This window comes from Bacillus sp. jun7 (genome assembly GCF_051034795.1).
GTDB lineage: Bacteria > Bacillota > Bacilli > Bacillales > Bacillaceae > Bacillus > Bacillus velezensis.
Genome location: NZ_CP093219.1, coordinates 3,093,816 through 3,119,893 on the forward strand (window position 1 = coordinate 3,093,816; position 26,078 = coordinate 3,119,893).

The window sequence follows — 26,078 nt, forward strand, 5'->3', positions numbered from 1 at the left end:
AGGATAAGGCATGCCAAAAGGATCAGGCAAAGTATTATCGCAAAACAAAAAAGCAAACCATGATTACTTTATAGAAGAAACCTATGAAACAGGCATCGTGCTGCAGGGAACGGAGATTAAGTCCATCCGCGCCGGCCGCGTAAACATGAAGGATTCCTTTGCGAAAATCGAGCGCGGCGAAGTGTTCCTCCACAACATGCACATCAGCCCGTACGAGCAGGGAAACCGCTATAACCACGACCCGCTCCGGACGAGAAAGCTTTTGATGCACCGGAAAGAAATCAATAAGCTGATCGGCCTGACGAAAGAGAAAGGCTATTCCCTCGTGCCGCTGAAGCTGTATTTGAAAAACGGCTTCGCCAAAGTATTAATCGGCCTCGGAAAAGGGAAGAAAACATACGATAAACGTGATGATTTAAAACGAAAAGACGCCAAAAGAGAAATCGAAAGAGCGTTCAGAGACAGACAAAAAGGCTTCTGATGCCTGAGCCTTGATGTGATGATATGCCCTGTGCTATACTGTTCACACATCAGATTCACAGGCTGTTTATTGAAGATATTCCCAATTGAATTTGCCTGTGATCATGGTATAATAACAGTACAGCCAGTTGAGCAAGAGCTTGATAGATCTCCCGTATACCCTTAACAAGGGGACGTTACGGATTCGACAGGGATGGATCGAGCTTGAGCTGCGAGCCGAGAGGCGATCTCGTTAACACGCACCTAAATATAACTGGCAAAACTAAAAGTTTTAACCAAAACTTAGCACTAGCTGCCTAATAAACGCAGCGAGCTCTTCCTGACATTGCCTATGTGTCTGTGAAGAGCACATCCAAGTAGGCTACGCTTGCGTTCCCGTCTGAGAACGTAAGAAGAGACTGACAGACTAGCTCTCGGAAGGCCCGCCCGCAGGCATGAAGACGAGTGAAACACGAAATATGCAGGCTACGCTCGTAGACGCTTAAGTAATCGATGTTTCTGGACGTGGGTTCGACTCCCACCGTCTCCATACATAACAGAGGAACCGCAGTGCCGTCACATGACAGCACTGCGGTTTTTTCATGCGAAATAAAGGAGTGAATGTGAATGATAGTCGTCATCATAGACGGAAAAGATGTTACAAGCACAGAAGCATTACACCGAATCTTAAAAGATCAATTAGATTTCCCGGACTATTATGGTGAAAATCTGAATGCCTTATGGGATTGTCTGACAGGCTGGATCGAACTTCCGCTGACTTTGGTGTGGAAGAATTTTGAGGCCAGTCAAATGGCATTGGGTTCGGATGCTGATGATGTCTTGGAGCTGTTTCAAGAGGCTCAGGAAGAGTTAGAGAATCGGTTTGTCATTCAAATCGATCAGCCGTCAGCCGGGACAACGGACAGGCACTAAAAAGTGCGTACTTCCCCTCATCCATTTTTCTATCCGATAATAGGGACGGAAGGTTTCAGGCTTTCGATTTCTGTCCATATATAAGAAGAGACTTACGATAGGGAGGAATGGATGATGGACTTGCAGTTGAAAGGGAAGACGGCGCTTGTGACGGGATCTACGTCAGGCATCGGGAAGGTTCAACAATGGACGGTAACAGAGTGGCAACACTTTTTAAAAATTTCTTTGTTCATAAGCGCAACCTTTTCCTTTGTGGCAGAGGGATAGAGGTGACTATATGTATTAACGCTTTCACCACATTTTTATGTCCTAGCCTCTGAGCAATGACAAGAGGATTGCATCTTTTATGAATCAAATATGATGCGTGAGAGCGTCTAAATTCATGAATAAGGATTCTTTTGACACCAGACAGCTTTAAATATTTCTCGTATCGACTATCTATTGTACTTGTTGCGGTACTTTATAAAAAATATAAAACTTTATATTTATGTTTTTTAACTTACGCTATTTTTTTAGCGTTTTTTTATACCTTTTTAAGAACTAAAATAAATTTCACCGCCTCAATAATAACTCAGAACCGCAGTGCCTGCATATGACAGCGCTGCGGTTTTTTTCGTGTACCTTCCCTTCTAATTAGATAAATAATCCTCATACTTCTTACCTTATAATTAGTAAATTAATTAAATGAAAGTAAAAACTTTATAACTGCAAGGTTTTTATAGGTTGAAAAAACCATATTTTAGTGATGTAACTATTAAGTTAAATTGTTGAAAAAAATATATATAAAGGAAAGGTGGAGTGTGCTTTACTCAATTTATAAATTTAACTTTATTATTGATAATAGAATCTGGAGGACATTTTTGTGAAAAAAATCTTAATTGCTATTCTAATTATTTTCATGTTTTCAATGATTAATTTACCGAATTACATAAAGCCTGAAAAAGCAATTGCTGCTTCAAATGAAATAAACAAGAAGGATCTTACTGATTTAGACAAAGCATTAAATACGCTTTTAAAGCTTCAGGAAGAGTATCACAAATTAGATAAGTTTAAACAAACAAAATGGGTAGAAACAAAAAAGAAAGCAGTTAAAAAAATTATTGATAACGAAATTAAAAATGCAAAAAAATTAATAAGAACTAAGGTTATCCCTGTAGTACAAAGAGCAGTAGATGATTATAAAATTCTTGTGCGGACTTTGAAGGAAATTGGTAACGATATTGATGAAATAGTTGCTGCATTAGATCAATGTAATAAAGCTATGGATGAAATTAATGTTATTCTTGATGGCGAAGTAAAAAATGTTAACCAAATGAATAAAGCCATGGACGGATGGGTTAAAAACCTTGATGACATGAATAAAATAGTAGATGAAATGAATAGGGACTTAGATGATATGCAAGGAGCCATGGATCAGTGTAATCATGGTTATGATCAAATGAATCATGCACTGGTCGGTCTAAATAAAGCAACAGACGAGACGAATGCTAATCTTAAAGCTATTGAATCTAATATAAGGCAAATGACCAAATCAGTTGATCAGATTAATTCTGGAGTTTCGCAAGTATCCAAAAATATGAAACATGTGAATAATTCACTTGATAAGCTGGATAAAAACTTGGATGCTGTAGGTAAGACTAAAGTGAATTATAATTATCATTATTATTCTTCAGATGGTTTAACGACTACGAAATTAAATAAACTAAATAAAAAAACAAAGGAATTGGAGAATTCTCAAAAAAATATAAAGAAAATAGAAGTTAATATAGACAATATCTCTCATTATGATGCAGGCAACCTAAAAAATGCAAAAAGCATGTTCTCTGTTACTGCTGACCTCATTCCAATTTTATCGAATATTAAAGGTGGGAGCGAAGCCATATCAGGTAAAGACCTGATTACCCAAAATGACCTATCCGCTTTTGATAGAACAGTAGCCGCATTAAGTATAGTAGGGGGAGATTTAACCAAGCTTCCAGGAAAATTGGCGGGAACCGTATCAAAGGCTAACAAAACATCAAAATATGTTGAGAATAGTGTTAAAGCTAATAAAGTACTGAATAGCTTCAGTGAAGTAGCTGATTATGTTTCCAAACATGGTAAGTTGCCGAATAACTACATTACAAAAGCAGAAGCAGAAAAAATTGGGGTGGAAAAATAAAAAGGGAAATTTAGCAGAGGTAGCACCAGGGAAAAGTATTGGTGGAGATATATTTGAGAACGAGGGCAACCGTTTGCCTGCAGCAAAAAATAGAGTATAGCATGAAGCAGATATCAATTATACTAAAGGGTATAGGGGAAGTGACAGGCTGCTTTATTCGAATGATGGTTTGATTTACAAAACAACAAATCATTACAAAACATTTCATAAAATAAAATAATAATGGAGGACTTTATTGATGTTAAAAGTAGTTATTGATGGTAACGATTTTAAAAATATAGAAGCATTACACCGAATCTTAAAAGATCAATTAGATTTCCCGGACTTTTATGGTGAAAATCTGAATGCCTTATGGGATTGTCTGACAGGCTGGATAGAATATCCGCTGACTTTGGTGTGGAAGAATTTTGAGATCAGTCAGAAGGAATTGGGTTCGGATGCTGATGATGTATTAAGGATATTAAAAAAGGCTCAGGCAGATTTAGATGGTGAGTTTTTCATTCAAATTGATCAGCCGTCAGCCGGGACAACGGACAGGCACTAAAAAGTGCGTACTTCCCCTCATCCATTTTTCTACCCGATAATAGGGACGGAAGGTTTCAGGCTTTCGATTTCTGTCCATATATAAGAAGAGACTTACGATAGGGAGGAATGGATGATGGACTTGCAGTTGAAAGGGAAGACGGCGCTTGTGACGGGATCTACGTCAGGCATCGGGAAGGCGATTGCGGCTTCGCTGATTGCAGAAGGTGCGGCCGTGATCATTAACGGCCGCCGTGAAGAAAAGGTAAACGAAACGATCCGGGAACTAGAGAAACAGACGCCGGATGCCCGTCTCTATCCGGCCGCATTTGATTTAGGCACGGCGGAAGGATGCGGCGCGATTTTTCAGCAGTATCCGGATGTGGATATTCTCGTCAACAATTTAGGAATCTTTGAACCTGCGGAATACTTTGATATTCCTGACGAAGAGTGGCTCCGGTTTTTCGAGGTGAATATCATGAGCGGCGTGCGGCTGACACGCCGGTATGCAAAGCGGATGATTGAGCGGAAGGAAGGACGGGTGATTTTTATCGCGAGTGAAGCGGCCGTCATGCCTTCTCAGGAAATGGCTCATTACAGCGCTACGAAAACGACGCAGCTGTCGCTGTCACGCAGTCTGGCCGAGCTCACGGAAGGGACGAATGTGACGGTGAATACGGTCATGCCGGGCTCCACGAAAACAGAGGGCGTCGAAACGATGCTGGAGTCGCTTTATCCCGGTGAAAACCTGACAGTGGCTGAAGCGGAGAGACGATTTATGAAGGAAAATCGTCCGACGTCGATCATTCAGCGATTGATCCGTCCGGAAGAGATCGCTCATTTTGTCGCCTTTTTAAGCAGCCCGCTGTCGTCTGCCATTAACGGATCTGCATTGCGGATCGACGGCGGCTTGGTGCGGAGCATTATATAAGATGAACATACAAAAACCCCCGTAAAGCGGGGGTTTTTTTAATGCGGATCACGCTGAAACCGGCTGATGATCCTGCTGATTAAATCTTTTGTGGCACAGTCAAAATGCTCTTCTTTTTGGTTTGTCAACAGCCCGACCGGCGGTGAAATTGTTAAGTTATGGATCGGAATGACCTTCGTGCCCTCGATCGGTTCTGAATGCGCCGTCGCCGTAAAGATTGAAACGCCGATATTTTCCCTGACATAGTATTGGTGAGCCATGCTGCTGGTCAGCTCCATTTTTCGATAGCTGCTGCCGATGGCCCGCTGCAGGTGCTGTTCAATTTGAATCCGGATCGGGCAATTGGCGGGCGTAAAAATCAGGCATTCATTTTCTAAATCTTCGAGATTAACGCTTGCTTTGGCGGCAAGGGGATGTCTGTTGGACACGATGACATTGAGCGAGTCATGGAAAAACGGATCAAAGTAATTTTCCAGAATCAGCTCCGGCTCGCCGCATACCGCAAAATCAATGGCGCCCTCCAGCAGTTTGCGGCTGCATGTATTGGCATCATCCACGCTGACATTGATCGACATGTCCGGATAATCATTTAAGAAACCCCGCAGCACGGCAGGGAAGATCAGGCTTGCCGTCGGTTCGGATATGCCGATCTGAATAAGGCCGGCCTGGCCCTGTCTGATATCGGCCAGAGTATGGTCAAGCACCTCGTATTGCGCGAGAAGCTGCCCGGCCCGCTCATGAAACAGCCGCCCCGCCCTTGTCAGCTTCAGCTTCTTTCCACGTTCAAACAGTTGCGCGCCTACATCCTGCTCCAGCTGTTTAATCCGCATTGAAATCGTCGGCTGTGAGTAGTTCAGAATTTCGGCGGCCTTATAAAAGCTGCCTGACTGTACGATGGTATGAAACGTTTTAATGGTGCGTAATTCCAACGAAATCCCCTCCCGGCTGTTCATTAATTTTCTTGAACCTTTCCTTTACTTTTTTTGATTAGTCAAACAAATCAGTTTGCTTTATAGTATAAACAATCAAAGCTTAGTAAACAAATTGGAATTATATATTTTTGCGGGGAGAGTGACCGGAATGAGTGAAGACATATTTCGATTGGCTGAGAAAAAGGATGCGCCGGAGTTTTTAGAGCTGCTGTACAGCGCGTTTCAGCCGATCCGCAATTTGGAGATTGACTGGCCGTCGGCGCGGGCCGACATCGATATGGTAATGGAAAATATTGAAAATCATTCAGCCGTCGTGCTCGAACGGGACGGACGGCTTCTTTCAACCATTACGATCCGTTTTCCGTGGGAGAGTGACACGCCTCCGTCAAAATATCCGTTTGTCTGGTGGTTTGCGACGCTTCCTGAGCTGAAGGGGCAGGGCATCGGCAGCAAACTTTTGACTTATGTGGAGGAACATGTGCTGCGGGATACGCTGAAGGCCCCGGCCATCACGCTCGGCACTTCGGCGCGCAAGCATCCCTGGCTTGTAGATATGTACAGACGGAGGGGATATGAAGTGTATTTTGAGCAGGAGAAAGACGGAGACATCGGAGTCATGATGAGAAAGGTGCTCATACCGGAGCGGTTTGACGCGTCGCTGTTAGGCACACCGAGCTGGGCGCAATGATAAAAAAACGGATCAGAGCCGGCTGTCTGCTTCTGCTGCTCGGCGTGCTGGCCGGGTGCGGGCAAGGAGAAAGCACGAAAGCGGGGAGCGGCGTGCAGACCGTTATCGTCGGCACGGGAACTGATTTTCCGAACATTGCTTTTATGGATGAAAAAGGCGAGCTGACCGGCTATGACATTGAAGTGATGAAAGCCATTGATGAACAGCTGCCCCAATACAAATTTGTCTTTAAGACGATGGATTTTTCGAATCTGCTTACAAGTCTCGGAAACCGGAAAATTGACGTGATCGCGCACAATATGGCGAAAAACAAGGAACGGGAGAAACGCTTTTTGTATCACAAAATCCCGTATAACTACTCGCCGATGTACATTACGGTGAAGGCGGATAATGACGCGATACACGCGCTCCGGGATTTAAAAGGGAAAACCGTCATCGTCGGCGCGACGTCAAATGCGGCGGATTATATGACGGCATACAACAAAACCCACGGCAGCCCGATACACTTGAAATACGCCGGGCAGGGCGGCAATGATACAGCGAACCAAATGGAGACAGGACGCGCTGACGCCACCGTATCCACGCCGTTTGCCGTCGATTTTCAAAATAAGACGCACGCGTTCAAACAAAAGACGGTCGGTGATGTGCTGCTCGATACCGAGGTGTATTTTATGTTCAATAAAAACAGCCAAACCCTGGCGGACGATACGGATCGGGCGATTCAAAAGCTTGAGAAGGACGGCACATTGAAAAGGCTGAGTGAAAAATGGCTCGGCGCGGATTATTCAAAATCAAGTTTCACGAAATAATTGAAGCAGAAAACGGGGCGATCACATGAAAATAAGACTGGCGGTCATGTCATTAACAATTGCGGCAACGGCGGCGTTATCAGCCTGCGGCGCGGGCGGGGAGGCGGCATCAGGCAATCAGAAAAACGTGAAGAACATTACGGTCGGCACGGGAACTCAATTTCCGAATATTTGCTTTATTGATGATAAAGGCAAATTGACGGGCTATGACGTTGAGCTGGTGAAAGAGCTTGACAGACGCCTGCCGGACTATCGATTCACCTTTAAAACGATGGATTTCTCCAACCTGCTTGTCAGCCTCGGCCAGCATAAAGTCGATATCGTGGCTCATCAAATGGAGAAAAGCGCCGAACGGGAGAAAAAATTTCTGTTCAATCAAGTCGCGTATAACAACTTCCCGCTGAAAATCACGGTGCTCCAAGATAACGGGGACATTCACGGCATTGATGACTTGAAAGGAAAGCGGGTCATTACAAGTCCGACGTCAAACGGCGCGCTTGTGCTGAAAAAATGGAATGAAAAACACGGCAGTCCGTTTGAAATCGCCTATGCGGGTCAAGGTTCAAACGATGCGGCCAACCAGCTGAAATCCGGCCGCGCTGATGCAACGATTTCCACGCCGTTTGCTGTCGATTTTCAAAACAAAACAAGCGCAATCAAAGAAAAAACGGTCGGCGGAGTGCTGTCAAATGCCAAAGTGTTCTTTATGTTTAACAAAAATGAACAAACGCTGAGCGATGACATTGATAAAGCGCTCAAGGAAATCATTGATGACGGCACGCTTAAAAAGCTGAGTGAAAAGTGGCTCGGCGCGGATTATTCAAAGGAGCAATATTAAGTGAAAAAGAGAGGGACCGGCAATGGAAAAAGCGTTTGATATCAGTATGATCGCGTCCTTTGTGCCGACATTGCTCGGGTATTTGCCCGTCACGCTGTATATATTGGCGGTGTCTTTGCTGTTCGGCTTTCTATTGGGGCTGCTTTTGGCGCTGCCCCGCATCTATCGCATTCCCGTTTTGAATCAGTATGCGAAGCTGTATATCTCTTTTTTCAGAGGAACGCCCATCATGGTGCAGCTGTTCATTGTATTTTACGGCATTCCGGCGCTCACGGCGCTCGCCGGAATTGATACCTCTAAAATGGACCCTTTGTATTCGGCCATCGCCACGTACGCGCTGAGCAGCGCGGCAAGAGCGGCCGAAATCATCAGGGGAGGTGTGAACAGCGTCGACCGCGGGCAGGCGGAGGCGGCGTTCAGCATCGGGCTGAACGGGGGGCAGACATTCCGGCGCATCATTCTGCCGCAGGCGCTCGTGCAGGCCTTTCCCAACATCGGGAATATGGTGATCGGTTTCTTAAAAGATACATCACTCGCTTTTTCGATCGGGGTGATGGATATGTCGGGCAGAGGACAGACCTTGATTACATCGAGCAATCATTCTCTTGAAGTGTATATCTCGCTTTCTGTTCTGTATTACGCGGCCGCCCTTTTATTTGAATGTGTCTTCAGATGGGCCGAAAAACGAATCAAGAAAGATGAGACGCGCCTTGTGACGGTTTTTGACATGAGTGCGCACGGCTGAAAAGGAGGGAGAACAGTGGAGCTGGACATTCCATTTATCGGCACTGCGATAAAACAAATGTTGAAAACCGTTCCGCTTACATTGGCGATGACGGTCATTCCGATTATTGCCGGATTTTTCATAGCTCTCGGCAATATCACGGTGCGTATATTCCGCATCAAATGGCTGCTGGCCTGCTCAGCGTTTTACGTGTCTTTTTTCCGCAGCACCCCGGCGATTCTCCATATCATGCTGATTTATTTAGGGGTTCCGCTGATTGCCGAACAATTCAGCCGCGCGTTTCATCTCGGCTGGTCGGCCAATCAGATTCCGGTCGCCGTGTTTGTCATCATGGCACTGTCATTAACGGCAGGCGCTTATATGACGGAAATTCTCCGATCCGGGATCATGGCCGTCGATACGGGGCAGGCGGAGGCGGCATATTCAATCGGTCTGACGCGGGGCCAGATGATTCGGCGCGTAATTCTGCCGCAGGCGTTCATGATATCGCTGCCGAACTTCACCAATATAGGCATCGGCTTTTTGCATACCACTTCCATCGCGGCAATTGTTGCAGTGCCTGAAATTACAGGAACGGCGACGATTGCGGCATCCGATAACTATGCGTTTCTGGAAGCATTTATCGGGGCGGCCGTGATTTATTGGGGATTAACGCTGATTCTCGAAGCAGTAAACAGTCTGGCGGAAAAAAGAGCGGCCAGATATCAAGGAGGCGCATTATGATCGAAATCCGAAACATTCAGAAACATTTTGGCAGTCATCACGTGTTAAAGGGGATCAATTTAAGTGTCCGGAAAGGAGAAGTCGTGACCATCATCGGCCCGAGCGGTTCCGGGAAAACCACTTTTCTGCGCTGCCTTAATTTACTTGAGCGGCCGGATGAGGGCGCCATTTCGCTGCACGGTGAAGTCATTAACTGCAAAAAGCCTGCCAAAAAAGACATTCTCAGACTGAGGAAACAGACGGCGATGGTTTTTCAGCAATATCATTTGTTTTCGCATAAAACGGCAATTCAAAATGTCATGGAAGGCCTGACGGTCGCAAGGAAAATGAAAAAATCAGATGCGTACGCCATTGCCGAGCGGGAACTGGCCAAGGTGGGGCTTCAGGATAAATTGCATGCCTATCCGAATCAACTGTCGGGAGGACAAAAGCAGCGGGTCGGGATTGCCCGGGCGCTTGCCATTCATCCTGATGTGATGCTGTTTGATGAACCGACCGCAGCCCTTGATCCGGAGCTTGTCGCCGAGGTGCTTGAGGTGATGCTTAACATTGTGCGGACCGGCGCCACCATGATCATTGTCACACATGAGATGGAATTCGCCAGAAGAGTGTCCGACCAAATTGTGTTTATGGATGAAGGAGCAATCGTGGAACAAGGAACGCCTGAGGAAGTTTTTCACAAGACGAAAAAAGAAAGAACGAAGAAGTTCCTCCGCCGCGTGCTGCCTGATTACGGTTATGACATAAAAGAGCGCATAAAGGAGCCTGTCGTATGATTCGTTTAAGCATTTTAGACCAAAGTGTCACCTCGGAAAACCAAACCGCAGAAGAAGCCTTACGGCAAACGGTGAGATTGGCTCAGGAGGCCGAACAATACGGATATGACCGTTTCTGGGCGGCGGAGCATCATAACAATGAAGAGATAGCGGGATCAGCGCCGGAAATTGTTCTGGGGTATCTTGCCGCAAGCACGAAAAAAATCCGTCTCGCATCCGGCGGGGTGATGCTGCAGCATTACAGTCCTTATAAAGTGGCGGAGCAGTTCCGGGTTCTGTCCGCCCTTGCTCCCGGCCGTGTGGCGCTCGGTGTCGGCAAAGCGCCCGGCGGATTTCAGCTGTCAACCGATGCGCTGCAGCGGGAGCTTATCCAGCCCGCCCGTTTGTTTGAAGAAAAGCTTGAGGAGCTGACTCATTTCATCCGAAATGATTTTTCGGACTCGCACCGCTACGCGTCATTGCGGCCGACGCCGCATACTGAGTATGCGCCTGACATCTTTTTACTCGGCGGCAGCGCGGAAAGCGCGATATCCGCGGCCAAACTCGGCATTTCCTTCGTTTTCGCCTATTTCATAAACGGTGAAGAGGCTGCGTTAGAAAAAGCGCGCCACGCCTTTGACGAGCATCTGCCGAAAGGATCGAAGGCGGAATTTCACCTTGCGCCGATGGTATTTACCGCACATACAAAAGCAGAAGCGGAAAAACACGTCGTATCGCGTGAGTCGGTCAAAATCATTCTCGAAGACGGCAAAAAGGTGAATGTCGGTTCCCGGGAACAAGCTGAAGCGTTTCTTGAACAAGTCACGCAGCCATATAAGCTGATCACACAAAAGACGGGTGTGATTGCCGGGACAAAAGAAGAGACCGCCGCCGAGCTGCGACGATTATCCGTTCAATACAGCATTACCGATTTTGTGATTTTGTCGCCTATCAAAAACGCTGAGGAAAAACGATTGTCTTACCGGCTGTTAAGCGAAGCGGTGCAGCCGGCCCCACAATTATAGGAGGGATGAACATGAGTCATGAAGTAAACGTAGTGGTCTGGAGCAAACAGGGCTGCTCCTATTGTGATGAAGTGAAAGGATATTTGCGGGAAAAAGCCGTGGCATACGAAACAATTGATGTGACAGAGCGGGACGAATTGCGTGACGTGCTGCAGACGAAGTACGGCATCCGTCATGTTCCCGTCGTTGAAATCGGCAGCGGTGACAGCCGTGTGTATCAGGCCGTTACTCAAGTCGGCATTGAGCATGTAGAACGGGCGCTTGCCGATTACGAGGGGGAAAAGGGGGAGAGAAAATGAGCCGGACGGATCTAATTCAATTCGGAGCCATGATTCACGGTGTCGGCGGCACAACGGACGGCTGGCGTCATCCCGACGCCGATCCGACAGCAAGCACGAATGCGGCGTTTTACAGGCAAAAAGCGCAGACCGCTGAAAGAGGGCTGTTCAGCTTTGCTTTTATTGCGGACGGCTTGTTCATTTCTGAAAAGTCCATCCCGCATTTCTTAAATCGGTTTGAGCCGATCACTATTTTATCGGCGCTTGCCGCCTCTACAACCCATCTTGGTTTAATCGGCACATTTTCCACCTCGTTCACTGAGCCGTTTACCATCGCAAGACAGCTGATGTCTCTTGACCATATCAGCGGCGGCAGGGCGGGCTGGAATCTCGTCACCTCTCCGCAGGCGGGAGCCGCGCGCAATCACAGCAAAGAAAGCCTTCCCGACCACAGCCGGCGCTACGACATCGCCCAGGAACATGTGGACGTGGTGCGCGGTCTGTGGAATTCCTGGGAAGAAGATGCCTTCGTCCGCAACAAAGAAACCGGGCAGTTTTTTGACCCTGACAAACTGCATCGCCTGTATCACAAAGGCGAGTATTTTCAAGTGGAGGGCCCGCTGAATATCGGCCGGTCCAAACAGGGAGAGCCGGTCGTTTTCCAAGCGGGGTCTTCAGAAACCGGCCGGTCGTTTGCCGCGAGGAATGCAGATGCAGTCTTTACGCACTCCAATTCACTTGAGGAAACGAAAGCTTTTTATGATGATGTGAAGAAGCGGGCGGCGGATTACGGCCGGGATGCTTCCAAGCTGCGGATCTTTCCGGGAATCAGTCCGATTATAGCCGGTTCACAAGAAGAAGCGGAAGCGAAATATCAGGAATTCGCCGAGCTGATACCGATAGAGAACGCCGTTAAATATGTGGCCAGATTTTTTGACGATTATGATCTGAGCCGTTTTCCGCTGGATGAGCCGTTTCCTGATTTGGGCGACGTCGGGAAAAACGCGTTTCAAAGCACGACAGACCGTATCAAAAGAGAGGCGAAAGCCAGGAATCTTACGCTGCGTCAAGTGGCGCGCGAAGCCGCGTTTCCGCGAACCAACTTTATCGGGACACCGGAACGTGTGGCATCATTAATTGAAACATGGTTTCAGCGGGAAGCGGCGGACGGGTTTATCATTCACTCTGACATCCCGGGCATGCTTGAAGCCTTTGTAGATCAAGTCATACCGATCCTTCAGGAAAAGGGGCTGTACCGAAAAAGCTATCCGGCGGATACACTGCGGGGGAATCTCGGGTTGGATATTCCGGTCTGCAAACCAAATCCGATTTTGAGCAGAAACTAAATGTTTCTGCTTTTTCTGCTGCTTGCCATTCCCGTCATTACAGCCTTTTTTAAAAAATATACTGATTTCGAGATATTATTGTTGCGAAAAGAATTTTTTGTAACTATAATTATTACAGAACTGATCAGTATAAAAAAACATTCATATTTCATAATAAATGTGTGTGTAATTTGAAAACGAAAGGGCTGTTTACAATGGCAAAAGTACTTTATATCACTGCTCATCCTCATGATGAAAAGACATCTTACAGCATGGCGACAGGAAAAGCGTTTATCGATTCTTATAAAGAATCAAACCCGAATGATGAGGTTGTACATATCGACCTTTACAAAGAGAACATTCCTCATATCGACGCGGATGTATTCAGCGGCTGGGGAAAACTTCAATCCGGCACAGGATTTGAAGAGCTTTCTGAAAACGAAAAAGCGAAAGTCGGCCGTCTGAACGAGCTGAGCGATCAATTCGCGTCAGCTGACAAATACGTATTCGTCACACCGCTTTGGAACTTCTCATTCCCGCCTGTTATGAAAGCGTACCTTGATTCTGTGGCTGTAGCCGGAAAATCATTCAAATATACAGAGCAAGGCCCGATCGGCCTGTTGACTGACAAAAAAGCGCTCCACATTCAGGCGCGCGGAGGCTATTACTCTGAAGGCCCGGCGGCTGAGATGGAAATGGGCCACCGTTACATCGGCATCATGATGAACTTCTTCGGCGTTCCTTCTTTTGACGGTTTAATCGTTGAAGGCCATAATGCTGAACCGAATAAAGCACAGCAAATTAAAGAAGATGCGATTGCCCGCGCGAAAGAAGCCGGAAAATCATTCTGATCTTAAAAAAACCTCCCCGCCGTCGGCAGGGAGGTTTTTTTATATTAAAGGGCAATCGTCCGTTTTTGCTCGCTGCTTTTCATCGCCGCTTCAATGACACGGATGACATCGATGCCTTCTTTTGCCGTAACGGGAAGCTGTTTTCCGTTTAAGATGCTGTCCGCCAGCAGTTTGTAGTACGTAAGGTAAGAGCCGTTCTCAGAGGGGATTGTTTCTGTATGCCTTTTTTCATCCGCTGCGATTGTCAGCTCTCCGAAGTTGTCAGGGTCATCGGCGCCCCAGCTGTCGTCAATCGGCTTTTGGCCGGCTGAAAGCGCCTCTTCCTGTCCGTCCTTTCCGTATTTGATAAAGCTTGCATTCCGTCCGTGAATCTGATAGCGCGGGCCGTTTGCCGCATTCATGGAGCCGGATTGAAGAATGACCTGAAGTTTGCCGTAATGGAGCGCGGCCAGAAAATAATCGACGGTTTCACTGTTGTCCCGCTGTTTCATCACATGTGCCGTGACGGATTCCGGCATTCCGAAAAGCAGGAGTGTCTGGTCAATAATATGTGAACCGAGATCATACAGCGTTCCCGTGGCGGGTCCGCTTTTTTCGCGCCATCTTTCTTGGACAACCGGATTGTACAGATCGTAGTTGACTTGATATGTATGAATGTCTTGAAGCGCCCCGTCCCGAATCAGCTTTTGTATCGTTAAAAAGTCATTGTCCCACCGCCGGTTGTGGTACACGCTCAGTAAGACGCCTTTATTTTCAGCCGTTCTTCTCAGCTCCTCCGCTTCTGCTGAAGTCGCCGTCATCGGTTTTTCCACGACGGTGTGTTTTCCCGCCAGGAGACATTTCATCGCTGATTCATAATGCATTCCGCTCGGTGTCGTAACGATGACGAGATCAATGTCAGGATCGCCGGTAATGTCTTCAATCGCGCGCACGGCTTCAGCCCCCGGCAGATCACGTTTGACCTCCTCCGTTCTGGAGGTCATGACTTTTTTGATCTGATAATCATCAAGGACGTCCAAAAGCGGCGCATGAAAGACTTTCCCGGACAAACCATATCCCAATATGCCAACCTGTATCGTTTTCAATGAACTTCCCCCTCATGATATGTGATAACAATATATACCCCGCGGGTGTACTGGTAAAACTTGTGTGTTGAAAATTTTTTACACCGGATTTTCAAGTCTGTATAATGAAGGTAACGAAGAACAAAACCGAGGTGGAAAATGGACAAACATACCGAGCATCAATCGTTAAATCATAAAAGCGCCAAAGAAAAAGACCAGATTCTGAACCGGCTGAAACGGATTGAAGGCCAAGTCAGGGGCATTCAGAATATGGTGGAAAACGAACGATACTGCGTGGATATTCTCGTGCAGATTTCAGCCGTGCAGGCGGCCATGCAGAAAGTCGCGTTTCATCTGCTGGAAGATCACGCCCATCACTGCGTAGCCGGCGCCATTGAGAGCGGAAACGGGGAGCAGGCGATTGCCGAGCTGCTTGATGTTGTGAAAAAAATCGCGAAATCGTAAAATAAAATGTTTTGAAATACCCTACAGGGGTATGGTAACATAAAAAAGAAAAAACAAGACGTGGAGGGAATCATCATGGAACAAAAAACACTGCAAGTCGAAGGCATGTCCTGTCAGCACTGCGTAAAAGCAGTAGAGACCGGAGTGGGAGAACTGAACGGAGTGACGGCGGTTCAGGTGAAATTGGAAGCCGGACAGGTGGATGTGACGTTTGATGAAAACAAAGTCTCCGTATCAGATATAAAAGACGCGATTGAAGATCAAGGGTATGACGTCGTATAGGATTTATCGCGCTTCGGGAACGGGCGCGGTTTTCTTTTATCATAATTATACCCCCATGGGGTTTATGAAGAGAGATGAGGACATTGAGTGAACCGAAAGAAATGACCATTCAGGTGGGAGGCATGACATGCGCCGCCTGCGCTTCAAGAATTGAAAAAGGGCTGAAACGGATGGACGGCGTCAATGACGCTTCCGTCAATCTTGCGCTTGAGACCTCAAATATTTCTTATCAGCCTGACAAAATCGAAGCTGGCGCCATAAAGGATAAAATTGAAAAACTCGGCTATCACGTCGTGACGGAAAAAGCCGATTTTCAGATTGAAGGCATGACGTGTGCCGCTTGCGCCAACCGGATTGAAAAGCGCCTGAACAAAACAGAGGGCGTTGTGAGCGCACCGGTGAATTTCGCCCTGGAAACAGTCACCGTTGAATACAATCCGAAAGAGGTGACACCGAAAGAGCTGAAAGAGATCGTGGCAAAACTCGGCTACCGATTAGACGGGAAGAAAGCGGTTGATGGAGACGGCGGATTATCCCAAAAGGAGAAAGAGCAGCGAAAGCAGCTGATCAGGCTGATATTTTCTGCCGTTCTCTCCTTTCCGCTTTTATGGTCGATGGTCAGCCATTTTTCTTTTACTTCTTTTATCTGGATGCCGGATATCCTGATGAATCCGTGGCTGCAATTCGCGCTTGCCACCCCGGTGCAGCTCGTCATCGGCTGGCCTTTTTATACGGGAGCGTACAAGGCGCTGAGAAACAAAAGCGCCAATATGGATGTTCTCGTTGCGCTCGGAACGACGGCCGCTTACGCATACAGCCTGTACATGACGATTGCGTCTCTCGGGCGAGACGGACATGCTGAGGGGCTTTATTATGAAACGAGCGCCATTTTGCTGACTTTGATATTGCTTGGAAAGCTTTTAGAGATGAAAGCAAAAGGCCGCTCATCAGAAGCGATTAAAAAGCTAATGAAGCTTCAGGCGAAGACGGCGGCGGTTGAGCGGGACGGCAAAGTACAGGTAATTCCGATTGACGAGGTCCGGACGGGGGATATCGTATACGTGAAACCTGGAGAACGCGTTCCTGTCGATGGCGAAGTGATTGAAGGCCATTCCGCGATTGATGAATCGATGATTACGGGAGAGAGCATGCCTGTCGATAAGTCTCCCGGAAGCACCGCCACCGGGGCGACGATCAATGCAAACGGCTTTCTCAAAATCAAAGCGGTGAATGTCGGGAAAGATACCGCGCTTGCACACATTATTAAAATCGTGGAAGAAGCCCAAGGATCAAAAGCCCCCATTCAGCGGCTCGCGGATCACATTTCAGGCATTTTCGTCCCGATTGTGCTGGGGCTGGCCGTGCTGACTTTTCTCATTTGGTATGTATGGGCGGCGCCGGGACAGTTTTCTGAAGCGATCGGCAAATTCATCGCCGTGCTTGTCATTGCCTGTCCGTGCGCACTGGGCCTCGCCACTCCGACGAGCATTATGGCGGGCTCCGGCCGCGCAGCTGAATTCGGCATTCTCTTTAAAGGCGGTGAGCATCTAGAAAAGACCCAGCGTCTGACGACCATCGTACTGGATAAAACAGGAACGGTGACAAACGGCAGACCGGTGCTGACAGACGCCGTACCGGCAGATGGAATGAACGAAGAGGAACTCCTGCGGCTGGCGGCTGCCGCCGAAACGGGATCAGAGCACCCGCTCGGAGAAGCCATCGTGTCAGGAGCCGAAAAACGGGGGATTTCCATCCCGAAACTCACCCGGTTTCAAGCCCGGATCGGTTCCGGAATCTATGCAGAGGCCGACGGCAGAACGATTCTAGCCGGATCAAGACGGCTGATGGAATCAGAACACATTGAACATGAGGCGCTGCTTCCGCACATGGCCCGCTTGGAGGCGGAAGGAAAAACGGTGATGCTTATTGCGGCAGACGGCAAAGCGGCGGGGCTTATCGCAGTCGCCGATACCATCAAAGAAACATCTCCGGCCGCGGTGAAACGCCTGAATGATATGGGGCTTGACGTCATCATGATGACCGGTGACAACAAAAAGACCGCGGAAGCCATTGCAAAAGCCGCGGGCATCGGCAGCGTGATCGCCGAAGTGCTTCCCGAACAAAAGGCGGCGGAAATTTCCCGGCTGCAAAAAGAAGGCCGGCGCGTGGCGATGGTCGGTGACGGCATCAATGATGCTCCGGCGCTGGCTGTGGCCGATATCGGGATGGCCATCGGCACCGGCACCGATATCGCAATGGAAGCAGCGGACATTACGCTGATCCGCGGAGACCTGAACGGCATTGCCGACGCCATCGGCATGAGCAGGCTGACCATGAGAAACATCAAGCAGAATTTAGGATGGGCATTGGGCTACAACAGCATCGGCATTCCGATTGCGGCAGCCGGCTTTCTGGCTCCGTGGGTGGCAGGCGCCGCCATGGCATTCAGCTCGGTATCGGTCGTGCTTAATGCCTTGCGTTTACAGAAGGTGAAAAAAGACAAAATCGGCTGATGCCGGTTTTGTCTTTTTTATTGACACTTTATTCAAAGCCTGCATATAATAGAGAAAACACATATATGAGTATATGTTCATATATATAAATTCGTTTAGCTGTATTGATGTTATGGGAATCCTATTACGGAAAGTAGGGTGAGTCGAAAATGAAAGCAGCCAAAGGTGAATTTGTATTAGACGGACTTGATTGCAGCAACTGTGCAAAAAAAATAGAAAACGGCGTAAAAGCCATTGACGGCATAGACGGCTGTGCTGTCAATTTTGCGGCAAGCACCATCACGGTCTCAGCCGGCGGGAAAAACGAGCAATGGATGAAAGACGAAGTCGCGAAAAAAGTAAAGTCCATTGATCCTCATGTGACCGTTCGTTCGAAGCACGAAGACAAACCCGGTGAGGATGAATACCGCAAAAAGCTGCAGCTGATGTTAGTGAGATTGGCGGCGGGCGCCGTTTTGGCCGTCATCGCTTACTTCGCGCACACGGGCGCCGTCCTTGAGTTTCTGCTCTTTTTTGCTTCATATTTGATCATCGGCGGCGATATCGTAGCCAGAGCGGGAAAAAATATTGTCCGCGGCCAGGTATTTGATGAGCATTTTCTGATGGCGCTTGCCACAATCGGCGCATTTATCATTCATCAATATCCGGAAGGCGTCGCGGTCATGCTGTTCTACCAGATCGGTGAATTGTTTCAGGGAGCGGCCGTCAGCCGATCCAGAAAATCGATCAGCGCGTTATTGGACATCCGTCCTGAGTACGCCAATGTGAAAACGGAAAACGGCATGGCTGCCGTTCCCCCGCAGGACGTCAAAGTCGGACAGGTCATCGTCGTGAATCCCGGAGAACGGATTCCGCTGGACGGAAAGGTGCTGAGCGGTTCCTCGATGGTGGATACATCCGCTTTAACGGGCGAATCCGTGCCGAGAAAAGCGGAGCCGGGGCAAGAGGTGATGGCCGGATTTATGAATCAGAACGGCGTGCTTCATATTGAAACCTCTAAAGGGTATGAAGACTCTGCCGTGTCAAAAATATTGAATCTGGTCGAAAATGCGGCCGGACGCAAAGCGAAAACGGAAAACTTTATTACGAAGTTTGCCAAGTACTATACACCGGCCGTTGTCATTGTTGCGGTGCTTCTCGCCTTTTTACCGCCGCTTCTCGTGCCTTCAGCCGCGCTATCCGACTGGGTGTACCGCGCGCTGATTTTCCTTGTGATTTCTTGTCCGTGCGCACTCGTCGTCTCCATTCCGCTCGGGTTTTTCGGCGGTATCGGGGCTGCGTCTAAAGCAGGGGTGCTCGTGAAAGGCAGCAACTATTTAGAAGCGCTCAATCAGGTGGCATACGCCGTGTTTGATAAAACGGGAACCTTAACGAAAGGCAATTTCGCCGTGACTGATATCAAACCGGCGGCAGGATTTACGAATGACAGCCTGCTTCATGCAGCCGCGCTTGCAGAAGTCCATTCCAATCATCCGATTGCTTCTTCCATCCGTGAAGCTTACAATCAACCGTTAGCGGCTGAGGAGATTGAAGAATATGAAGAAATACCCGGACACGGCATTCGGGTGAAAACCGGCGGATCAACGATTTTGGCCGGAAATCAAAAACTGATGGCAAAAGAACAAATCGCTTCCGGCACAGCTGAAAATAACGGAACCGTCGTTTATGTCGCCGTTGATCAGCAGTATGCGGGGGCGATCGTGATCGCAGATGAAATCAAAGAGGACGCCAAACAGGCCATTGCCAATTTAAAAGCGCTCGGCGTGAAGCGGACAGTGATGCTGACGGGTGATTCAAAGCAGACCGGAGAAGCTGTCGGCCGAGAGCTCGGTATTGATGACGTGTACACAGAGCTTTTGCCGGGTGACAAGGTAGACCGCGTCGAAGAACTTGAAGCGGCGCTTTCACCGAATGAAAAACTGATGTTTGTCGGCGACGGGATTAATGATACGCCTGTGCTTGCCAGAGCTGACATCGGAGCTGCCATGGGGGCTCTCGGTTCTGATGCCGCCGTCGAAGCGGCCGATGTCGTCCTGATGACAGACCAGCCGTCAAAAGCAGCCGAAGCCATCCGGATTGCACGCCGCACACGCCGGATCGTCTGGCAGAACATCGGATTTGCTTTAGGTGTAAAAATCATTTTTCTCCTGCTTGGCGCATTCGGATTCGCCACCATGTGGGAAGCGGTCTTTTCAGATGTAGGCGTCACGCTGATCGCCGTTGCCAACGCGATGCGCGTCATGAGAGTGAAAGCGGAATAATTGTCAAAGATAATTCATTTTTCAGGGTTTTCTTAAACAAGGTTGTCTTGGTAAAATAGAGAAGCGGGCCATCCGGCATCCGCTTCTTTTTTATTTTAAAAACAATGAGGTGTCTGAGTGAAAAAGAAACAATCGTCTGCGAAATTTGCGGTGATTCTGACGTTAATCGTTGTCGTTTTATTTGCGGCCATCGTAATTATTAACAACCAAACGGAAAAAGCGGGCGAAACAGTCGCCGAACAGCCTTCCATTAAAGGACAGCCCGTGCTCGGCAAAGACAGCGCGCCTGTTACGGTAGTTGAATTCGGAGATTACAAATGTCCGTCATGCAAAGTATTTAACAGCGATATCATTCCGAAAATCAAAAAAGATTTTATCGATAAAGGCGACGTGAAATTTTCATTTGTGAACGTCATGTACCACGGAAGCGGCTCGCGTCTGGCGGCACTTGCTTCAGAAGAGGTGTGGAAGGAAGACCCGGCATCATTCTGGGCTTTCCATGAAAAGCTGTTTGAAGAGCAGCCGTCAAGCGAACAGGAATGGGTCACGCCTGCATTGCTTGAAAAAACGGTCAAAAGCACCGCGAAAAAGGTTGATCCTGACAAGCTGAAGGAAAACCTTGATAAAGAGACTTTTGCAAAAGAGCTGAAAGCTGACACTGACCTGAATGATAAATTAAACATTACGGCGACACCGACGATTTACGTAAATGACAAAGTGATTAAAGAATTCTCTGATTATGAGGAGATTTCAAAAACGATTAAGAAAGAGCTGAAAAATGAAAAATAGAATCGTATTTTTATATGCTTCTTGGGTGATAGCTCTTGCTGCCATGCTCGGCAGCCTTTATTTCAGCGAGATCAGAAAATTCATACCGTGCGAGCTGTGCTGGTATCAAAGAATTCTCATGTATCCGCTTGTCCTGATTTTAGGAATCGCCACCTTCCAGGGTGACACGCGCGTGAAAAAATATGTGCTGCCGATGGCCGTCATCGGCGCATTTATATCGACCATGCATTACCTTGAGCAGAAGGTGCCCGGTTTCAGCGGCATCAAGCCGTGTGTGTACGGCGTGCCTTGCTCATCTGAATATATTAACTGGTTCGGTTTCATTACCATTCCTTTCTTGGCATTGACGGCATTTATTCTCATTATTATCTGCATGTGTTTTGTCAAAACGGAACGCACGGCAAAATAAAGAGCCTGCTCCATGGGGAGCGGCTCTTTTTCTATTATTTGTACCAAGCTTTGTTTGTCGCAATCTGTCTGTTATGGGAGCTGTCCCAAATATCCACGGAATAGGCATAATCATAATTCATGACGCAGCGGATGCCGCTGCCTTGGGCGTCATGCTGAAGTCCGAAGTTATGGGAAAACTCGTGCTGTGCCGCTTTCGCCGTGTTGGCCGTTCCTTGATCAAGGTTCACGCTGAAAGCCGGGCCGCTCGGTTTGCCGTTATATACATACGCGATACCGCCGGCGTCAAAACTCGATTTTGCGGTAAAACCGACGACAAAATGATAATTTTGATTTCTGAAGCTGCTTTGGAGATTCGATAAAATCTGAGAACTGTTTGAGCCGGAGGAATTCCAAGCCTGAACGGCCTGTACGACGAAATCAATGTTGTGATCACGGTTAAAAGCGACATCCGCCTGCTCCACGATCTGGACGATTCGCGTTTGCCAGTCGCTGTATTTGGCGCGGTATTCAGCGTCCGCCACCGCCAGCACTCTGACCTTCTGGGAGCCCGTGCTGGCTTTAGTTGAGGCTTTATCCTGACTGACATTGGCATTGAATCGTTTCGTGCCGACCTGCTTGCCGTTCTCATCCAGAATTTTTGTGTCAACCGTCTGTTCAACTTGGACCGGGCCCTTCAGATCTTTAAAATGATCGGCTTTCGGAAGCGGGTCCGTATATACCGTTTTCGCCGGCTCCGCATGAGTGTGCGAATGCGTATGGCTTTCGGCTGACGGCAGGCCGGGAATTAATCCGGCGGCCAATAAAACAGGAAAAACAAGTGAACTGATTTTCATCTCATAACCCCCTTTTTGTTAGAGAAAGTATTCAATGAAACTTCCGATAAACCTTCCATTAAAGTATAAAATAGGAAAATATTCTCGCTCTCAGCGGTTGCGGGTGAGGTTGTCCTGGATTAGGAATCAGAATCTTTCAAAAATAAGGTTGATTTTAAGAGAAAGCGATTATAAAATCTAATGGTCGTCAGAAAATTTAACAAATAAAAAGGAGCATATGGAATGGCCTGGGAGCTGCTTAGTGTAATCGGCATCATTGCGTTTGCGGTCAGCGGAGCGATTGTTGCGATGGAAGAGGAGTATGATATTTTAGGCGTGTATATCTTGGGGATTGTAACGGCGTTCGGCGGAGGAGCCATCCGAAATCTGCTGATCGGTGTTCCGGTCTCCGCCTTGTGGGAGCAAGGCGCGTTTTTTCAAATCGCTCTCGCATCAGTTACGATTGTCTTTTTGTTTCCGAAGCTGCTGTTAAGACATTGGAGTAAATGGGGCAACCTATCCGATGCCATCGGGCTATCGGCGTTTGCCATCCAAGGCGCTTTATATGCCGTGAAAATGGGCCATCCGCTCAGTGCGGTGATTGCGGCAGCGGTCCTGACCGGCAGCGGGGGCGGCATCATACGGGATCTGCTCGCGGGCAGAAAGCCGCTTGTGCTCAAGGCGGAAATTTATGCAGTCTGGGCCGCGCTCGGAGGGTTAATCGTGGGCCTCGGCTGGGCCGGGGATGCCGCCGGTTTGTATGTGCTGTTTCTTGTGCTTGTGGCATGCCGCATCTGCAGTTATGTGTTCAGGTGGCGCCTGCCGAATCGTTCCTATCATATAGATCAGTAAAAAACCGATTTCATAAAAGAAATCGGTTTTTCTGCATAACTCGCTTCTGATAAAAAAAGACGCCCGATATGATAAGAAAAAGGGTATTTGACCATAATGCTGAATAATATGTTGCATATATGTTTGTATGAGGAAAGCCGGATTTGTCAGCTTGATCTCGGAGGTGCCGCTGATGGCAAAACGTGATAAAGAGTGGAAAGAAGAGCAGGAAAGAATCAATTTTGTCATGAAGGAACTGGAACAGAAACAAACTCATCTTGAAGCCTCATCGGGCGGATTGAAGCAGGATATTGTCGGCCTGAGAAAAACGTTTTGGGATGATGTCACCGTGAATATGGATGACGCCCATGAAGCGGCTGAGACATTTTCAAGCATTAAACAGCAGGCGGAAATGCTTTCAGAACGTGAACGGACGCATCGGCTTCAATACCGGCAGCTTCAAAAAATCCAAAAGCTGAAAACCTCTCCTTACTTCGGCCGTGTCGATTTTACGGAAGAAGGGGAGTCCTCTTCCGAGCGGATTTATATCGGGCTGACTTCTTTGATGGATGAAAACAACGAGCAATTTCTCATTTATGATTGGCGCGCGCCCATCTCATCTCTTTACTATCAATATTCTCCGGGAAAAGCACGCTATGAAGTTCCGGAAGAAACGATAGAGGGAGACATCACACTGAAGCGGCAGTTCATCATTAAAAACGGGACGCTTAAAGCGATGTTTAACACGGATATGACGATTGGTGACGAAATGCTGCAAGAGGTGCTGAGCGGCCATTCCGGACAGCATATGAAAAACATCGTGTCAACCATCCAAAAAGAACAGAACGAAATCATCCGGGATGAAAAAAGCAAATATCTCATCGTTCAGGGAGCCGCCGGGAGCGGGAAAACATCCGCGGCGCTTCAGCGGGCCGCTTACTTGCTGTACCGCGGGCGCGGGGTGCTTGATGCCCGTCAGATTGTATTGTTTTCCCCGAACATTTTGTTTAACAGTTATGTTTCCGCCGTATTGCCGGAACTGGGAGAAGAGAATATGGAGCAGGCCACCTTTCAGGAATATATCATCCGCCGTCTCGGACGAAAGTTTGATTGTGAAAGCCCGTACGAGCAGCTTGAATATTGCCTGACTGAACAAAATCAGGACGCACTTTCCGTAAGGCTCGCAGCCATTGCTTACAAAGCGTCACCAGCTTTCCAGGCCCTGATTGACCGCTATGCCGGGTCGCTTTCGGTCTCCGGCCTGATATGTAAACAGATCAGCTTTCGGGGAGACATCCTGATTTCAAAAGAGCGGATTGAAGCCTATTTTTATTCGCTTGATCAGCAGCTGCCGATTCCGAACAGAGCGGAGCTGACGGCGGAATGGCTTCTCGCGGAAATCAGCGCTCTCGAAAAAAAGGAGCGTAAGAAGGAATGGGTCTTGCAGGAGAGCGAGCTGCTTGATAAGGAAGACTATGCTGAGGTTTATCAAACACTCAAGAAGCAGGCGGCAGATGATGAACCTGCATTTGACGACCATCAGCGCGAACAGCGCCTGCTTGCAGCCATTATTGTCGGGAAAGCCTTTAAACCGATTAAGCAGGCCGTCAGACGGCTCGGCTTTCTCGATATAAAACGGATGTATCTCCGGCTGTTTTCAGACTGGGGAGCTGATGAAAAGCCCGATCATTGGGAGAGCATCGGCGCTTTGACCAGAAACGCATTTGCAGAACGGTCGCTTCTGTATGAAGATGCCGCTCCGTATCTGTATTTGCAGGATCTGCTAGAAGGAAAAAGAAAAAACACACAAATGAAGCACGTCTTCATTGATGAAGCGCAGGATTATTCCTCATTTCAGCTCACGTATATTCAAAGCATCTTCCCGGCGGCAAAGATGACGGTGCTCGGTGATGTCAGCCAGTCGATTTATGCCCACACCATTACGGGCCCTTCTTCCCTCGCCGGCTGCTTTCGCAATGGTGCAGAAAAGTATGTCAGCCTGAAGCGGACTTACAGATCGACGCGGCAGATTGTTGAATTTACGAAAGCGCTGCTGGCTGACGGCGATGACATTGAGCCTTTTAACCGGAACGGGGAAAAACCGCGTGTTTTGCGGACGGATACAGAAAATGCGCGGCAGGAACAATTGACGGATACAATCCGGGAGCTCAGACAAAAAGGCTGGGAGACGATCGCCGTCATCTGCAAAACGGCCGCGGAAGCCAAAAAAGTGTTTCAGGCAGTCAGCGCCGAGAGCGGTGTCCGCTTGATCAATAAAGAAAACCAGCCTTTTCAAAAAGGGGTATGCGTCATTCCCGTTTATTTGGCAAAAGGCATTGAGTTTGACGCCGTCATTGCCGCTGACGCCTCTGCTGCCCAGTACAATAGCGAACATGACCGTAAGCTGTTATATACGGCCTGTACGCGGGCGATGCATCATTTGACCGTATTGTCTCCGGGAGAACCCTCTCCTTTTATAAAAGAAGTGCCCGCCGGCTTATTCGTATAAGCCCTTTGCCGAGTGCAAAGGGCTTTTTATCATTAGTAATCTTAATCGTTGTCATCATGATTATATATTTTACTTACATACAAACTTTCGGTAAAGTTTCAATTAGAATATTATTTTGACAATTCCTATAGAAATAACGTACGTTACGTTTAATTCCTTGTGAGGT

27 protein-coding genes, 1 other RNA gene and 1 pseudogene are annotated in these 26,078 nt (G+C 47.9%); 25 read left to right on the forward strand and 4 right to left on the reverse strand.

All coding sequences use genetic code 11. The features are described 5' to 3' along the window. The first annotated feature begins 10 nt into the window (after positions 1 to 10). The 4 genes from smpB (at position 11) to MJQ52_RS15195 (ending at position 1,659) form a co-directional block, all read left to right on the forward strand. Complete coding sequence (gene smpB / locus MJQ52_RS15180) at positions 11 to 481, forward strand: SsrA-binding protein (protein WP_029973572.1); 471 nt, start codon at positions 11 to 13, stop codon at positions 479 to 481. A gap of 168 nt (positions 482 to 649) precedes the next feature. After that, positions 650 to 1,012, forward strand: a transfer-messenger RNA (tmRNA) gene (gene ssrA, locus MJQ52_RS15185). 74 nt (positions 1,013 to 1,086) lie between these two features. Next, a complete protein-coding gene (locus MJQ52_RS15190) occupies positions 1,087 to 1,392 on the forward strand; it encodes a barstar family protein (protein ID WP_025853841.1) in 306 nt (101 codons plus the stop codon). 114 nt (positions 1,393 to 1,506) lie between these two features. Next, positions 1,507 to 1,659, forward strand: a complete 153-nt coding sequence (locus MJQ52_RS15195) for a hypothetical protein (protein WP_223883513.1) — start codon at positions 1,507 to 1,509, stop codon at positions 1,657 to 1,659. On the opposite strand, the gene MJQ52_RS15200 is transcribed toward MJQ52_RS15195, so the two are convergent. Then, positions 1,622 to 1,834, reverse strand: coding sequence for a hypothetical protein (locus MJQ52_RS15200; protein WP_223883537.1), 213 nt, complete (start codon positions 1,832 to 1,834; stop codon positions 1,622 to 1,624). The two genes, MJQ52_RS15195 and MJQ52_RS15200, sit on opposite strands and share 38 nt — an antisense overlap. A 1,374-nt stretch (positions 1,835 to 3,208) precedes the next feature. Between MJQ52_RS15200 and MJQ52_RS15205 the strand changes: the two are divergent. The 3 genes and pseudogenes from MJQ52_RS15205 to MJQ52_RS15215 all read left to right on the forward strand — a co-directional run bounded on the left by MJQ52_RS15205 (position 3,209) and on the right by MJQ52_RS15215 (position 5,006). Continuing rightward, positions 3,209 to 3,773 (forward strand): annotated as a pseudogene (locus tag MJQ52_RS15205) (ribonuclease domain-containing protein). An 18-nt stretch (positions 3,774 to 3,791) separates the two neighbouring features. Then, a complete protein-coding gene (locus tag MJQ52_RS15210; protein ID WP_434181833.1) occupies positions 3,792 to 4,097 on the forward strand; it encodes a barstar family protein in 306 nt (101 codons plus the stop codon). Between the two features lie 114 nt (positions 4,098 to 4,211). Beyond that, a complete protein-coding gene (locus tag MJQ52_RS15215; RefSeq protein ID WP_003151697.1) occupies positions 4,212 to 5,006 on the forward strand; it encodes an SDR family NAD(P)-dependent oxidoreductase in 795 nt (264 codons plus the stop codon). Between the two features lie 38 nt (positions 5,007 to 5,044). On the opposite strand, the gene MJQ52_RS15220 is transcribed toward MJQ52_RS15215, so the two are convergent. Beyond that, on the reverse strand, positions 5,045 to 5,935 hold the full coding sequence (locus tag MJQ52_RS15220) for a LysR family transcriptional regulator (RefSeq protein ID WP_204529950.1): 891 nt from the start codon (positions 5,933 to 5,935) through the stop codon (positions 5,045 to 5,047). Positions 5,936 to 6,086: 151 nt separating this feature from the next. Here MJQ52_RS15220 and MJQ52_RS15225 point away from each other — a divergent pair, with 151 nt between their 5' ends. The 10 genes from MJQ52_RS15225 to azoRB all read left to right on the forward strand — a co-directional run bounded on the left by MJQ52_RS15225 (position 6,087) and on the right by azoRB (position 13,975). Next, positions 6,087 to 6,626: a GNAT family N-acetyltransferase gene (locus MJQ52_RS15225; RefSeq protein WP_434181834.1), complete on the forward strand. Its 540-nt coding sequence runs from the start codon at positions 6,087 to 6,089 to the stop codon at positions 6,624 to 6,626. Continuing rightward, positions 6,623 to 7,435: an amino acid ABC transporter substrate-binding protein gene (locus MJQ52_RS15230; RefSeq protein ID WP_434181835.1), complete on the forward strand. Its 813-nt coding sequence runs from the start codon at positions 6,623 to 6,625 to the stop codon at positions 7,433 to 7,435. Before MJQ52_RS15225 ends, MJQ52_RS15230 begins: the two co-directional genes overlap by 4 nt. 25 nt (positions 7,436 to 7,460) lie before the next feature. After that, positions 7,461 to 8,273 (forward strand): amino acid ABC transporter substrate-binding protein, encoded by an 813-nt coding sequence (locus MJQ52_RS15235; protein WP_015387707.1) that lies wholly within the window; start codon positions 7,461 to 7,463, stop codon positions 8,271 to 8,273. Between the two features lie 22 nt (positions 8,274 to 8,295). Beyond that, positions 8,296 to 9,018, forward strand: a complete 723-nt coding sequence (locus MJQ52_RS15240) for an amino acid ABC transporter permease (protein WP_094247495.1) — start codon at positions 8,296 to 8,298, stop codon at positions 9,016 to 9,018. Positions 9,019 to 9,033: 15 nt separating this feature from the next. Then, entirely contained in the window at positions 9,034 to 9,741 is a 708-nt protein-coding gene (locus MJQ52_RS15245; protein WP_070082373.1) for an amino acid ABC transporter permease, read from the forward strand. Further along, complete coding sequence (locus MJQ52_RS15250; RefSeq protein ID WP_094247496.1) at positions 9,738 to 10,517, forward strand: amino acid ABC transporter ATP-binding protein; 780 nt, start codon at positions 9,738 to 9,740, stop codon at positions 10,515 to 10,517. The genes MJQ52_RS15245 and MJQ52_RS15250 overlap by 4 nt, the downstream gene beginning before the upstream one ends. Then, complete coding sequence (locus MJQ52_RS15255; protein ID WP_094247497.1) at positions 10,514 to 11,521, forward strand: LLM class flavin-dependent oxidoreductase; 1,008 nt, start codon at positions 10,514 to 10,516, stop codon at positions 11,519 to 11,521. Before MJQ52_RS15250 ends, MJQ52_RS15255 begins: the two co-directional genes overlap by 4 nt. Before the next feature lie 11 nt (positions 11,522 to 11,532). Further along, positions 11,533 to 11,820 (forward strand): glutaredoxin family protein, encoded by a 288-nt coding sequence (locus tag MJQ52_RS15260; protein WP_094247498.1) that lies wholly within the window; start codon positions 11,533 to 11,535, stop codon positions 11,818 to 11,820. Continuing rightward, the gene (locus tag MJQ52_RS15265; RefSeq protein WP_094247499.1) at positions 11,817 to 13,145 is read left to right on the forward strand and encodes an LLM class flavin-dependent oxidoreductase; all 1,329 of its coding nucleotides are present in this window, start codon (positions 11,817 to 11,819) and stop codon (positions 13,143 to 13,145) included. The genes MJQ52_RS15260 and MJQ52_RS15265 overlap by 4 nt, the downstream gene beginning before the upstream one ends. 194 nt (positions 13,146 to 13,339) lie before the next feature. Next, on the forward strand, positions 13,340 to 13,975 hold the full coding sequence (azoRB, locus tag MJQ52_RS15270; RefSeq protein ID WP_094247921.1) for an FMN-dependent NADH-azoreductase AzoRB: 636 nt from the start codon (positions 13,340 to 13,342) through the stop codon (positions 13,973 to 13,975). A gap of 44 nt (positions 13,976 to 14,019) precedes the next feature. On the opposite strand, the gene MJQ52_RS15275 is transcribed toward azoRB, so the two are convergent. Further along, on the reverse strand, positions 14,020 to 15,060 hold the full coding sequence (locus MJQ52_RS15275; RefSeq protein WP_044052898.1) for an oxidoreductase: 1,041 nt from the start codon (positions 15,058 to 15,060) through the stop codon (positions 14,020 to 14,022). A gap of 138 nt (positions 15,061 to 15,198) precedes the next feature. Between MJQ52_RS15275 and csoR the strand changes: the two genes are divergently transcribed. The 6 genes from csoR (at position 15,199) to MJQ52_RS15305 (ending at position 21,758) form a co-directional block, all read left to right on the forward strand. Further along, complete coding sequence (gene csoR / locus MJQ52_RS15280; RefSeq protein ID WP_013353610.1) at positions 15,199 to 15,504, forward strand: copper-sensing transcriptional repressor CsoR; 306 nt, start codon at positions 15,199 to 15,201, stop codon at positions 15,502 to 15,504. 75 nt (positions 15,505 to 15,579) lie between these two features. Continuing rightward, entirely contained in the window at positions 15,580 to 15,786 is a 207-nt protein-coding gene (gene copZ / locus MJQ52_RS15285; protein WP_015240581.1) for a copper chaperone CopZ, read from the forward strand. 83 nt (positions 15,787 to 15,869) lie between these two features. Next, entirely contained in the window at positions 15,870 to 18,299 is a 2,430-nt protein-coding gene (locus MJQ52_RS15290) for a heavy metal translocating P-type ATPase (RefSeq protein WP_094247500.1), read from the forward strand. 149 nt (positions 18,300 to 18,448) lie between these two features. Further along, the gene (locus MJQ52_RS15295) at positions 18,449 to 20,560 is read left to right on the forward strand and encodes a heavy metal translocating P-type ATPase (RefSeq protein WP_071543372.1); all 2,112 of its coding nucleotides are present in this window, start codon (positions 18,449 to 18,451) and stop codon (positions 20,558 to 20,560) included. A gap of 117 nt (positions 20,561 to 20,677) precedes the next feature. Then, positions 20,678 to 21,349, forward strand: a complete 672-nt coding sequence (locus MJQ52_RS15300) for a DsbA family protein (RefSeq protein WP_025853852.1) — start codon at positions 20,678 to 20,680, stop codon at positions 21,347 to 21,349. Then, on the forward strand, positions 21,339 to 21,758 hold the full coding sequence (locus tag MJQ52_RS15305; protein ID WP_025853853.1) for a disulfide oxidoreductase: 420 nt from the start codon (positions 21,339 to 21,341) through the stop codon (positions 21,756 to 21,758). The genes MJQ52_RS15300 and MJQ52_RS15305 overlap by 11 nt, the downstream gene beginning before the upstream one ends. Before the next feature lie 34 nt (positions 21,759 to 21,792). Here the strand turns inward: MJQ52_RS15305 and MJQ52_RS15310 are convergent, their stop codons facing one another. Next, entirely contained in the window at positions 21,793 to 22,593 is an 801-nt protein-coding gene (locus MJQ52_RS15310; protein WP_025853854.1) for a zinc-dependent metalloprotease, read from the reverse strand. A gap of 222 nt (positions 22,594 to 22,815) precedes the next feature. Between MJQ52_RS15310 and MJQ52_RS15315 the strand changes: the two genes are divergently transcribed. Beyond that, positions 22,816 to 23,424 carry a trimeric intracellular cation channel family protein gene (locus MJQ52_RS15315; protein ID WP_007410017.1) on the forward strand — a complete coding sequence of 203 codons (609 nt, stop codon included), beginning with the start codon at positions 22,816 to 22,818 and terminating at the stop codon, positions 23,422 to 23,424. Positions 23,425 to 23,596: 172 nt separating this feature from the next. Then, on the forward strand, positions 23,597 to 25,912 hold the full coding sequence (helD, locus tag MJQ52_RS15320; RefSeq protein ID WP_025853855.1) for an RNA polymerase recycling motor HelD: 2,316 nt from the start codon (positions 23,597 to 23,599) through the stop codon (positions 25,910 to 25,912). The last annotated feature ends 166 nt before the right edge of the window (positions 25,913 to 26,078 follow it).

Excerpts from the sequence above, each read along its gene's own strand:
- csoR (WP_013353610.1), top strand. The coding sequence starts at position 15,199 with ATGGACAAACATACCGAGCATCAATCGTTAAATCATAAAAGCGCCAAA.
- MJQ52_RS15315 (WP_007410017.1), top strand. The coding sequence starts at position 22,816 with ATGGCCTGGGAGCTGCTTAGTGTAATCGGCATCATTGCGTTTGCGGTC.
- MJQ52_RS15240 (WP_094247495.1), top strand. The coding sequence starts at position 8,296 with ATGGAAAAAGCGTTTGATATCAGTATGATCGCGTCCTTTGTGCCGACA.
- copZ (WP_015240581.1), top strand. The coding sequence starts at position 15,580 with ATGGAACAAAAAACACTGCAAGTCGAAGGCATGTCCTGTCAGCACTGC.
- MJQ52_RS15265 (WP_094247499.1), top strand. The coding sequence starts at position 11,817 with ATGAGCCGGACGGATCTAATTCAATTCGGAGCCATGATTCACGGTGTC.
- MJQ52_RS15195 (WP_223883513.1), top strand. The coding sequence starts at position 1,507 with ATGGACTTGCAGTTGAAAGGGAAGACGGCGCTTGTGACGGGATCTACG.
- MJQ52_RS15225 (WP_434181834.1), top strand. The coding sequence starts at position 6,087 with ATGAGTGAAGACATATTTCGATTGGCTGAGAAAAAGGATGCGCCGGAG.
- MJQ52_RS15295 (WP_071543372.1), top strand. The coding sequence starts at position 18,449 with ATGAAAGCAGCCAAAGGTGAATTTGTATTAGACGGACTTGATTGCAGC.
- MJQ52_RS15230 (WP_434181835.1), top strand. The coding sequence starts at position 6,623 with ATGATAAAAAAACGGATCAGAGCCGGCTGTCTGCTTCTGCTGCTCGGC.
- MJQ52_RS15210 (WP_434181833.1), top strand. The coding sequence starts at position 3,792 with ATGTTAAAAGTAGTTATTGATGGTAACGATTTTAAAAATATAGAAGCA.
- MJQ52_RS15215 (WP_003151697.1), top strand. The coding sequence starts at position 4,212 with ATGGACTTGCAGTTGAAAGGGAAGACGGCGCTTGTGACGGGATCTACG.
- azoRB (WP_094247921.1), top strand. The coding sequence starts at position 13,340 with ATGGCAAAAGTACTTTATATCACTGCTCATCCTCATGATGAAAAGACA.
- MJQ52_RS15260 (WP_094247498.1), top strand. The coding sequence starts at position 11,533 with ATGAGTCATGAAGTAAACGTAGTGGTCTGGAGCAAACAGGGCTGCTCC.
- helD (WP_025853855.1), top strand. The coding sequence starts at position 23,597 with ATGGCAAAACGTGATAAAGAGTGGAAAGAAGAGCAGGAAAGAATCAAT.
- MJQ52_RS15235 (WP_015387707.1), top strand. The coding sequence starts at position 7,461 with ATGAAAATAAGACTGGCGGTCATGTCATTAACAATTGCGGCAACGGCG.
- MJQ52_RS15190 (WP_025853841.1), top strand. The coding sequence starts at position 1,087 with ATGATAGTCGTCATCATAGACGGAAAAGATGTTACAAGCACAGAAGCA.
- MJQ52_RS15305 (WP_025853853.1), top strand. The coding sequence starts at position 21,339 with ATGAAAAATAGAATCGTATTTTTATATGCTTCTTGGGTGATAGCTCTT.
- MJQ52_RS15250 (WP_094247496.1), top strand. The coding sequence starts at position 9,738 with ATGATCGAAATCCGAAACATTCAGAAACATTTTGGCAGTCATCACGTG.
- MJQ52_RS15310 (WP_025853854.1), bottom strand. The coding sequence starts at position 22,593 with ATGAAAATCAGTTCACTTGTTTTTCCTGTTTTATTGGCCGCCGGATTA.
- smpB (WP_029973572.1), top strand. The coding sequence starts at position 11 with ATGCCAAAAGGATCAGGCAAAGTATTATCGCAAAACAAAAAAGCAAAC.
- MJQ52_RS15255 (WP_094247497.1), top strand. The coding sequence starts at position 10,514 with ATGATTCGTTTAAGCATTTTAGACCAAAGTGTCACCTCGGAAAACCAA.